We start from the raw sequence: 9,600 nt of genomic DNA, 5'->3' as shown, positions 1-9,600 counted from the left end.
GCCGTCGTACTTCGCGCCTGCCGGTGGACTGCCGCCGCAGACCGATCTGCTCACCGACCGGGCCGTGGTCACCGAGGCCTACACCGTGATCCCGCGCGGGGTGCTGCGCGACATCGTCACCAGCAACTTCCCCGGCTGGACCAGCACCCGCGCCTGGATCCTGGCCAAGCCCGTGCAGGGCTTTTCCACCACCTTCGCCCAGTACGTCGTCGAAGTCGCCCCCGGCGGCGGCAGCACCCGCCCCGAACCCGAAGCCGGCGTCGAATCCGTCGTGTTCCTCATGACCGGCACCCTCACCCTCACCATCGAGGGCACCGAACACCACCTCGAACCCGGCGGCTACGCCTACCTGCCCGCCGGGGCCACCTGGAGCCTGACCAACCCCGGCACCCGAGCCGCCTCGTTCAACTGGGTCCGCAAACCCTACGAACCCGCCGACGGCATCCAGGCCCCCACACCGTTCGTGACCCGCGAGCAGGACATCACCCCCACCCCCATGCCCGACACCGACGGCACCTGGGCCACCACCCGCTTCGTCGACCCCGACGACCTCGCCCACGACATGCACGTCAACATCGTCACCTTCCAACCCGGCGCCGTGATCCCCTTCGCCGAAACCCACGTCATGGAACACGGCCTCTACGTCCTGCAAGGCAAAGCCGTCTACCGCCTCAACGACGACTGGGTCGAAATCCAAGAAGGCGACTTCATGTGGCTGCGCGCCTTCTGCCCCCAAGCCTGCTACGCAGGCGGACCCGGCCCCTTCCGCTACCTCCTCTACAAAGACGTCAACCGCCAAATCCGCCTCACCTGAGGACGCCCTAGGGTCGGTGCGTGCGGTTCGAGGGATTTGGGGACGGAGCGGTCGAGTTCTTCGAGGGGCTCCTGGCGGACAACTCGAAGGCCTACTGGGCGGACAACCAGCAGCTCTACGCCGAGCACGTGCGCGGGCCGATGGAGGCGCTGCTGGCCGAGCTGGAGCCCGAGTTCGGGCCCGGCTTCGGCAAGGGCAAGGTGTTCCGGCCCTTCCGCGACGTGCGGTTCAGCCGCGACAAGTCGCCGTACAAGACCCACTGCGGCGCCGTCATCGAGCAGGGTCGCGGTGGCGGTGCCTACTACGTCGAGGTCGGGCCGGAGGGGCTGCTGGTCGCGGGTGGCTGCTACCACACCGAGTCCGACCAGCTGGCGCGCTTCCGGTCCGCGGTGGACACCGAGATCCACGGCGAGCAGCTGCGGAACCTGCTCGACGCGCTCGCCGACCGGGGCTGGGAGATCGCCGGGACCACGCTGCAGACCCGGCCTCGCGGCTTCGACGCCGACCACCCGAGGCTGGACCTGCTGCGGCACAAGTCGCTCTACGCGGCGCGCTCCTGGGAGCCCGACGACGTGCTGCACGAACGCGCGTGCCTGCAGCGGGTCCGCGAGTCGTGGGAGGCTGTGCGCGAGCTCAACCAGTGGTGCGCCGACCACATCGGCGTCACCGAGGAGAAGCGCCGCTAGGGCGCAGCGAGAGCAGCGCCCAGCCGAGCAACGCCCCGGCGACGTCGACGGCGACGTCGAGGAGTTCGCAGCTGCGCCCGATCGGCAGCAGGCCCTGCAGCACCTCCGACAGCGCCGCGTACCCGGCGAGCGCGGGCAGCAGCCAGGCGGTGCGGGCACCGGCGATCCGGCCGGTGATCGCCAGGGCGGCGAAGAGCGCGAGGTGCACGACCTTGTCGGTGCCCGGCGGGGCGCTGGGAACACCGGATTCCGGGGTGAACAGCACGACCCAGCTCGTCACCGAGGCGATCAGGAGTGGAAGCCTCCTGAGCTGCTTTCTGTAATGATCCAGCAACGAAATGACCGATCACGAATTTGGAGCGTGGCTGAGTGCTGCACCCGGGTGGCGAGAGACTACGCTGGCATGATGTGAGTCGACGAGCCAAGATCGTTTGTACCATGGGCCCCGCCACCTCCACGCCGGAGAAGATGGCCGAGCTCGTCAGCAGCGGAATGGACGTCGCCCGGCTGAACTTCAGCCACGGCAGCCACGCCGACCACCAGCAGGTCTACGACATGGTCCGGGCCGCGGCCAAGGAATCCGGCCGCGCCGTGGGCATCCTCGGGGACCTGCAGGGACCGAAGATCCGGCTCGGCAAGTTCGCAGCCGGGCCGGTGGAGTGGCGAACCGGCGACGTCGTGCGCATCACGGTCGAAGACGTGCAGGGCACGCACGACCGGGTGTCCACCACCTACAAGGGCCTGGCCGAGGACGCCAAGAAGGGCGACCGGCTGCTGGTCGACGACGGCAAGGTCGCGATGGTCGTGACCGCCGTCGAGGACAACGACGTCGTGTGCGAGGTGACCGAGGGCGGCCCCGTCTCCGACAACAAGGGGATCTCCCTGCCGGGCATGGACGTCTCAGTGCCGGCGCTGTCCGAGAAGGACATCGAGGACCTGGAATTCGCCCTGGAACTGGGCGTGGACTTCATCGCGCTGTCGTTCGTGCGCAGCCCTGCCGACATCGACCTGGTCCACCAGGTGATGGACCGCGTCGGCCGTCGCGCGCCGGTCATCGCGAAGCTGGAGAAGCCCGAGGCGGTGGACAACCTCGAAGCCATCGTGCTGGCCTTCGACGGTGTCATGGTCGCCCGCGGTGACCTCGGCGTGGAGCTCCCGCTCGAACACGTCCCGCTGGTCCAGAAGAAGGCGATCCGCATCGCGCGGGAGAACGCCAAGCCCGTCATCGTGGCCACCCAGATGCTGGACTCGATGATCCAGAACTCGCGCCCGACCCGGGCCGAGACCTCCGACGTCGCCAACGCCGTCCTCGACGGCGCCGACGCGGTGATGCTCTCCGGCGAGACCAGCGTCGGTCGCTACCCGATCGAGACGGTGCAGACGATGGCCCGCATCGTCGAGGCCGTGGAGTCCGGTTCGCCCACGCCGCCGCCGCTGAGCCACGTCCCGCGCACCAAGCGCGGCGTGATCTCCTACGCTGCCCGCGACATCGGCGAGCGCCTCAACGCCAAGGCTCTGGTGGCCTTCACGCAGTCCGGCGACACCGTGCGCCGGCTCGCGCGGCTGCACACCCGCCTGCCGCTGCTGGCGTTCACCCCCGAGGAGTCGGTGCGGAGTCAGCTCGCTCTCACTTGGGGGACGGAAACGTTCTTGGTGCCTAAGGTGGACACAACGGACCAGATGGTGCGGCAGGTGGACCAGGCGATGCTGTCCCTGGGCCGGTCGCAGCGCGGCGACATGGTCGTCGTCGTCGCCGGTTCGCCGCCGGGAACGGTCGGTTCCACCAACCTCATCCGCGTGCACCGGCTGGGCGAAGAAGACCACGTCTGATCGGCCTTCGGACGGGAGCCACGAGCTCCCGTCCGGCCGGTCGGGCGCACGAGATCGAGGAGATCGCAGTGACCGAAGCGGCCAGGGCCGCAGCAGCCGACCCGACCGGGACCCACCTGCAGGGCGAGGTTCCGCTCGACGTCAACGGCATGCCGCACGGCCAACCCGTGCTGGACAGCCTGGTGGCTCTGCTGGACCTGGAGCGCATCGAGGAGAACATCTTCCGCGGTGTCAGCCCCGCTTCCTCGACCATCCGCGTGTTCGGCGGCCAGGTCGCCGGGCAGGCGCTGGTCGCCGCCGGTCGCACGGTGCCGGAGGAGCGGCGGGTGCACTCGCTGCACGCGTACTTCATCCGGCCCGGCGACCCGAGCATCCCGATCGTCTACGAGGTCGACCGCACCCGCGACGGCCGCTCGTTCACCACCCGCCGGGTCGTGGCCGTGCAGCGCGGCAAGACGATCTTCTCGCTGTCAGCGTCGTTCCAGATCGACGAGGGCGGCCTCGACCACGCCGAGCCGATGCCCGACGTGCCCGACCCCGAGACGCTGCCGACGTTCGGCGAGCGCGTCGGTGAGGCGCTGGCGAAGCTCGGCCCGCCGCAGCCGCGCCCGATCGACGTCCGCTACGTCACCGAACCGCCGTGGGTGAGCCGCGAGAACGGCCCCCGCGAAGCCCGCAACCAGGTGTGGATGCGCGCCGACGGTGCGCTGGCGGTGCCGGACGACGACCTGCTGCACGTCTGCATCGCGGCCTTCGCCTCGGACATGACGCTGCTGGACGCGCCGCTCGCGCGCCACGGCGTGTACTGGGGCTTGGACGGTGTCGTCGGAGCGAGCCTGGACCACGCGATGTGGTTCCACCGCCGCTTCCGCGCCGACGAGTGGCTGCTCTACGACTGCGCCTCGCCGAGCGCCTCCGGCGGCCGAGGCCTCGCCACCGGCCGCTTCTTCTCCCAGGACGGCCAGCTGGTGGCCACGGTCGTCCAAGAAGGCCTCCTCCGCGTCAACGACTGACGCTCCCGCACCGGCCCCGCCGTCGGCCCACCCCGGCCAGGTCTCCGATTTCAATTGAGAATCAGGTTCCCGATTTCAATGGAAGTTGGGGACCTGATTTCCATTGAAATCGTTCGACCACCTGCGGCCGTGCCGGGGGAGTCCTGCGGTTGCCGGGCGGCCGGGTCAGGTTCGCCTGCGGCGTTGGGGGCGAAGGTGCTGGGGGGCCGTGAGGGCTCTGGTGCGGAGCTGTTCCAGGACGATCGAGCTGGTGAAGTTGCGGACCTCGGTTCGCGACGCGAGCTTGTCGACGAGGAATTCCTGCAGGTGCTTGGTGTCGGCCACGGCGACGTGCAGCAGGAAGTCGGCTTGGCCGCTCACGTGCAGCAGTGACCGGGTCTCCGGCTGCGCCATGACGAACTCGCGGAACTGATCGACGATCTGGCGGGTGTGCGGGCGGACGTTGACCGCCACCACCGCCTCCAGCGCCAGTCCCGTCGCGGCCGGGTCGACGTCGATGTGCGACCCGGTGATGACTCCCCGTTCACGCAGCCTGCGGACGCGTTGCAGGCAGCTGGACGGCGCCAGCCCGATCCGTTCGGCGAGGGTGCGGTTCGGCAGGGTCGCGTCGTTCTGCAACTCCTCCAGAATCCACCAGTCAACCGAATCCAGTTCTACGGATTCGCTCATAACCGAACATCCTACGCAGGTGCTCGAAGCCTGGCGAACCATCGACGGAGAATCTTCGCGTCTGCTTCCCCGAAGTTCTTCCAAGGAGTTCGTCGTGCACATCGCCTGGGGGTCGTTCCTGCTGGCGTTGCTGGTGATCGTGCTGATCCCGGGCCCCGACTTCGTCCTGGTCACCCGCAACGCGGCCAGCGGTCGCAGGTACGGGTGGCTGGCCGCGGCGGGCGTGACCTGCGGACTGCTGCTGCACGCCACCGCCGCCACCCTCGGTCTGTCGGCGCTGGTCGCGGCCGTGCCGGCGGCGCTGTTCGTGGTCAAGGGACTGGGCGTGGCCTACCTGGCGTGGATGGCGCTGCAGATGCTGCGCCACGCCGGTTCCGGCCAGGGCGAGACCGCGGTCGAGCAACCGCGTTCCGGACGCGCGGTGTTCCTGCGCGGGCTGCTCACCGACGTGCTCAACCCGAAGGTGATGCTGACGTTCCTGACGCTGCTGCCGCAGGCGATGGACCCCGACGCCGCGCCGATGCCGCAGGCCGCCCTGCTCAGCGCCGTCGCCGTCTCGGCCTTCGCCGTGTGGTGGCTGATCGTGGTCCCGTCGGTGGGCAAGCTGGCCGCTCTGCTGGCGAGCCCCAAGCGCCGCAAGGTGTTCGAGCGCGCCTGCGGCGGCGCCCTCCTGGCGATGGCCACCTCGATCGCTGTCGGCTGACCCGACCTCCCGTCCCGAACCCGGATTACCGCCGTATTCCGTCCCCCGATTACGGCGGTAATCCGCCTCCCGAATACAGGAGTAATCCGTGTCGGAGGTGCTGGAGCAGTCCGGTCCCCGAGTGCGGGAGTGGTCCATGTCCCGAATACCGGCGTAATCCGGGCCCTGATTACGGCGGTAATCCGTGTCGTGGGTGCCGGGGGACGTGTCCCGGGCGCGGGTGTGTGGGGCGTCTCGGGTTTCTGATTTGCGACCTTCGGGTTGGGTTCGTTGACCTTTCACAACTCGGCTGCTTAGTCTCCGTGATCTCGGAGAGGAGCCGGCATGCGGAGACGGTGGGCGTTCGTGGTCGGGTTGGCGGTGGCGCTGCCGCTGGCGGTGGTGCCGTCGACGGGGGCCGCGCCGACCGGGGTGGACGCGCTGAAGGTCGACCTCGACGACATCCTGGCGGATCCGCGGCTCGGCGGGGCCCAAGCCGGGGTCGTGGTGCGCGATCCGGCCACCGACGAGGTCCTCTACAGCAGGCAGGCCACCGATCGCGCCACCCCGGCCTCCAACGCGAAGCTGTTCACCGCCGCGGCCGCGCTGGAAGCCCTCGGGCCCGACTACCGGTTCCGCACCCAGGTGCTCAGCGACGCCGAGCAGCAGGGATCGACGCTGCGCGGCGACCTCCACCTGCGCGGCACCGGTGACCCGACGATGCTGGCCGCCGACTACGACCGCCTCGCCGCGCAGCTCGCCGAGCAGGGCATCCGCGAGGTGCGGGGACGGCTGCTGGCCGACGACACCTGGTTCGACGACGTTCCGCTGGGCAGCGGCTGGGCCTGGGACGACGAGCCCTACTACTACTCGGCCCCGATCTCGGCGCTCAGCACCGCGCCGGACACCGACTTCGACGCCGGAAGCGCGATCGTGCGGGTCACGCCCACCTCTCCCGGCCAGGCCCCCGACGTCGCGGTCGACCCGGGAACCGGCGCGCTGACCGTCGACAACCGGGCCACCACCGCCGCCGCCGAGGGCGAGCCGGCCATCACCGTCACCCGCGACCACCACAGCGGCCGGGTCGTGGTGACCGGAACCGTCCCGGCCGGGGCCGAACCGGTGGAGGAGTGGGTCGCCGTCCCCGACGTCACCGCCTACGCCACCGACGTCTTCACCCGGGCCCTGGCCGCCCGCGGCATCACCGTCACCGGCACCGGGGAGGCCGCGGCGCCGCCGGGCGCCCGCGAACTCGCCGGTCGCGAGTCGATGCCGCTGCGCGAACTGCTGGTCCCGTTCCTCAAGCTCAGCAACAACGGACACGCCGAGGTCCTGGTCAAGGCGATGGGCCGGGAGAAGGCGGGCGAGGGCAGCTGGGCAGCCGGGACCGGGGTGCTCGCCGAGCAGCTGCGCGGGCTCGGCGTCGACGCGAACGCGCTGCGGCTGGTGGACGGATCCGGGCTGTCCCGGATGGACGGCGTCACCCCCGCTCAGCTCGCGCTGCTGCTGGACAACGCGGCGCAGCGGCCGTGGGCGCAGGTCTTCCACGACGCCCTGCCGGTCGCCGGGGTTTCGGACCGGATGGTCGGCGGGACCCTGCGCAACCGGATGGCCGGCACGGCCGCCGCGAACAACGTGCACGCCAAGACCGGTTCGCTGACCGGGGTCACCTCGCTGTCGGGCTACGTCACCGCCGCCGACGGCCGCAGGCTGGTGTTCTCGGTGGTGTTCAACGACTTCCTCGCCGACACCCCGCAGGACCTGGAGGACGCGATCGCGGTCCGGCTCGCCGAGCACAACGGCGCCGCCGACCAGCCGCGCGGCCGCACCTGGGTCCCCCGGCCGCGCACCGCCTCCGACGACCCGGCGACCTCGAGGGACGAGAGCGCGTTGGAGTGCTCCTGGACCAAGTCCTGCTGAATCCCACCTAGGGCAACGGTTCTGGGTTCAGCTGGCAGATCAGTGCCATACCTGAGAACGGCTCATCCGTCCCCCGGTAGCGTGACCGCAGTCAGCCGCCGCGCTCACCCGAGGAGCCCGTTCCCGTGACGTTCATCAGCGATGTCCTGGCCATGATCGCCGGGCTGCCCCGGCCGCTGCTGGTGCTGGCCACCGGTGCCCTGGTGCTGGGCGAGTGCACCCTCGGCTTGGGGTTCCTGGTGCCGGGTGAGACCGGGTTGCTGGTCGCGTCCGCCGCGGTGACCGATCTCGGGTTCTTCCTGGCCCTGGCGACGACCGTGGCGGTCTGCGCGGCGGTGGGCGACAACATCGGGTTCTGGCTCGGTCGTCGCTACCGGCTGAAGATGCGCGAGACCAAGGTGGTGCGCAAGCTCGGTCAGCAGCACTGGGACCGCGCGGGAGAGCTGCTGCGGCGCTGGGGCATCGGCGCGGTCCTGGTGGGCAGGTTCCTGCCGGTGGTGCGGACCCTGATGCCCGCCGCGGCGGGAGCCAGCGGCATGTCGTACCCGCGGTTCGCCGTCTCGTCGCTGACCGGGGCGATCGCCTGGTCGGCCACGCACGTCGGCATCGGCTGGGCGGCCGGAGCTTCGGCGAAGTACGTCGAGTCGCTGCTCGGTCGGGCGAGTTGGGTGCTGGCGATCGCGATCGTGCTGGTCGGGGTGGGCGTGTGGGCGTGGAAGCGCCGCCGCCCGCGCGACCAGGACGTGTCCGAGGAGCAGGTGGAGGACGTCGAGACCGCTGCTTGAGGACTGCTCGCGGTCGGCGTTCCTAGTGGCTGGGCCGGTGCAGCGAGATGCGCACGCCTCGGCCGGTGTGCTGGTGCTTCGGCGGAGTGGCGCTGCAGCGAGTCTCGTTCATGTGTCTGGACTCTAATGCGTGTTTCTGTGCGATTCCAATGGTGAACGGCCTGGCGGCCGATGGCAGGCGCGTCCGGCCACCTGTTCAGCGGAGTGCAGCCAGTCGCACGGGTGGGACTAGACTCGAACGCATGGCACACGCTGGCGCGAGCGACGTGACCGCAACTCCTGGGGACAGCGACTTCGTCGAATACCTCGAACGGCACCTGGCGGAACGCGGCTGGACCGTGCACGACTTCTGCGAGCACAGCGGGCTGAAGCCGAGCGTGGTCTTCCGCTGGCGGAAGGGCTACCGGCCCGACATCGGCAACGCGCGGATCATGGCCCGGGCGCTCGGCGTCCCGCTGCTGGAAGTGCTGGTCAAAGCCGGTCGGCTGAGCCCGGACGAGGCCGGAGCCGAGGTGCGCATCGGGCCCGAGCTGGACTCGGTTCCCACCCAGGTCCTGCTCCGCGAGGTCAGCGCCCGGCTGGAGCGGCTGGAGCGCTCCGCCGATGCCGGCGAGCCGGCGGAGGCCGGTGTCTAGCCGACGGCGCGGACCTGATCACCTGGCTCGGCCGCACCACCTGCGAGGCCGGCTACGAGCCCAGCGAGCTCGGCCGCTCGGAGGCCAGCAGCTGGCGCGCGCCCTGCAGGACCTCGCCGACGCCGCCGAAGGCGCATGAGCGAGGGCTCCGGCCGCACCGACCGGAGCCCTCTCCCTCTTCGACGCTCGGTCACCCGACGCGGGGGTCCGCGGGATTTCAATGGAAATCGGATTTCTGATTTCCATTGAGGTGTTCTCAGTAGGGGTTAGGTCAGGCGGCCGTGTTCGTGGTGGGTGAGTACGAGTGCTGCTTGGACGATGCGGCCGATTTTGCGGGGGCTGGTGGTGAAGTGGCGTAGTGCTTGCCAGCGTCCGGTCAGGAGGGCGAAGGCGCGTTCGCCGGGAGCGCGCAGGCTGCGCAGGAGCTGGTTGTAGGTGTGGTTGTCGGTGGTGAGTGGGCTGCCGGGGTGTTTTTTGGAGCGTTTGACCGGGGTGTGGATTCCGGCGCCGGCGCCCTGGTAGCCGGCGTCGGCCAGGGTGGGCAGGTCGAGCTGGGAGGCGGCCCA

The 9,600-nt window shown here is 70.2% G+C and carries 11 protein-coding genes; 8 read left to right on the top strand and 3 right to left on the bottom strand.

Features of this window, described 5'->3' with window-relative positions:
• The coding region (locus R4I43_RS34175) for a bifunctional allantoicase/(S)-ureidoglycine aminohydrolase (protein WP_324269873.1) at positions 1 to 814 on the top strand (814 nt) is incomplete at its 5' end.
• Between the two features lie 20 nt (positions 815 to 834).
• Positions 835 to 1,500, top strand: coding sequence for a DUF2461 domain-containing protein (locus R4I43_RS34170; RefSeq protein WP_324269872.1), 666 nt, complete (start codon positions 835 to 837; stop codon positions 1,498 to 1,500).
• Here the strand turns inward: R4I43_RS34170 and R4I43_RS34165 are convergent.
• Positions 1,478 to 1,780, bottom strand: a complete 303-nt coding sequence (locus R4I43_RS34165) for a VanZ family protein (RefSeq protein ID WP_324269871.1) — start codon at positions 1,778 to 1,780, stop codon at positions 1,478 to 1,480. The genes R4I43_RS34170 and R4I43_RS34165 overlap by 23 nt on opposite strands.
• Before the next feature lie 128 nt (positions 1,781 to 1,908).
• Here R4I43_RS34165 and pyk point away from each other — a divergent pair, with 128 nt between their 5' ends.
• On the top strand, positions 1,909 to 3,330 hold the full coding sequence (gene pyk, locus R4I43_RS34160; RefSeq protein WP_093413065.1) for a pyruvate kinase: 1,422 nt from the start codon (positions 1,909 to 1,911) through the stop codon (positions 3,328 to 3,330).
• 68 nt (positions 3,331 to 3,398) lie between these two features.
• Complete coding sequence (locus tag R4I43_RS34155; RefSeq protein ID WP_324269870.1) at positions 3,399 to 4,343, top strand: acyl-CoA thioesterase; 945 nt, start codon at positions 3,399 to 3,401, stop codon at positions 4,341 to 4,343.
• A 165-nt stretch (positions 4,344 to 4,508) separates the two neighbouring features.
• Here R4I43_RS34155 and R4I43_RS34150 read toward each other — a convergent pair whose 3' ends face one another.
• Entirely contained in the window at positions 4,509 to 5,012 is a 504-nt protein-coding gene (locus tag R4I43_RS34150) for an Lrp/AsnC family transcriptional regulator (protein ID WP_324269869.1), read from the bottom strand.
• A 94-nt stretch (positions 5,013 to 5,106) separates the two neighbouring features.
• Here R4I43_RS34150 and R4I43_RS34145 point away from each other — a divergent pair, with 94 nt between their 5' ends.
• The 4 genes from R4I43_RS34145 (at position 5,107) to R4I43_RS34130 (ending at position 9,034) form a co-directional block, all read left to right on the top strand.
• Positions 5,107 to 5,715 carry a LysE family translocator gene (locus R4I43_RS34145; RefSeq protein ID WP_324269868.1) on the top strand — a complete coding sequence of 203 codons (609 nt, stop codon included), beginning with the start codon at positions 5,107 to 5,109 and terminating at the stop codon, positions 5,713 to 5,715.
• Between the two features lie 324 nt (positions 5,716 to 6,039).
• Positions 6,040 to 7,614, top strand: a complete 1,575-nt coding sequence (gene dacB / locus R4I43_RS34140) for a D-alanyl-D-alanine carboxypeptidase/D-alanyl-D-alanine endopeptidase (protein WP_324269867.1) — start codon at positions 6,040 to 6,042, stop codon at positions 7,612 to 7,614.
• A gap of 125 nt (positions 7,615 to 7,739) precedes the next feature.
• The gene (locus tag R4I43_RS34135) at positions 7,740 to 8,399 is read left to right on the top strand and encodes a DedA family protein (protein ID WP_324269866.1); all 660 of its coding nucleotides are present in this window, start codon (positions 7,740 to 7,742) and stop codon (positions 8,397 to 8,399) included.
• A 242-nt stretch (positions 8,400 to 8,641) separates the two neighbouring features.
• Positions 8,642 to 9,034, top strand: coding sequence for a helix-turn-helix domain-containing protein (locus R4I43_RS34130; protein WP_324269865.1), 393 nt, complete (start codon positions 8,642 to 8,644; stop codon positions 9,032 to 9,034).
• 266 nt (positions 9,035 to 9,300) lie between these two features.
• On the opposite strand, the gene R4I43_RS34125 is transcribed toward R4I43_RS34130, so the two are convergent.
• Positions 9,301 to 9,600 (bottom strand): transposase family protein (locus R4I43_RS34125; protein WP_324269864.1); only part of this gene is annotated, 300 nt, incomplete at its 5' end.

Origin of the sequence: Saccharopolyspora mangrovi (genome assembly GCF_035320975.1) — a bacterium.
GTDB classification, from domain to species: Bacteria; Actinomycetota; Actinomycetes; order Mycobacteriales; family Pseudonocardiaceae; genus Saccharopolyspora; species Saccharopolyspora mangrovi.
The sequence above is the reverse complement of the archived record's forward strand: the minus strand, read 5'-3'. Positions and strand labels throughout refer to the sequence as shown.

Bases quoted from the DNA above. Each gene is read 5' to 3' on its own strand.
- R4I43_RS34150 (WP_324269869.1), bottom strand. From the start codon at position 5,012: ATGAGCGAATCCGTAGAACTGGATTCGGTTGACTGGTGGATTCTGGAG.
- R4I43_RS34130 (WP_324269865.1), top strand. From the start codon at position 8,642: ATGGCACACGCTGGCGCGAGCGACGTGACCGCAACTCCTGGGGACAGC.
- dacB (WP_324269867.1), top strand. From the start codon at position 6,040: ATGCGGAGACGGTGGGCGTTCGTGGTCGGGTTGGCGGTGGCGCTGCCG.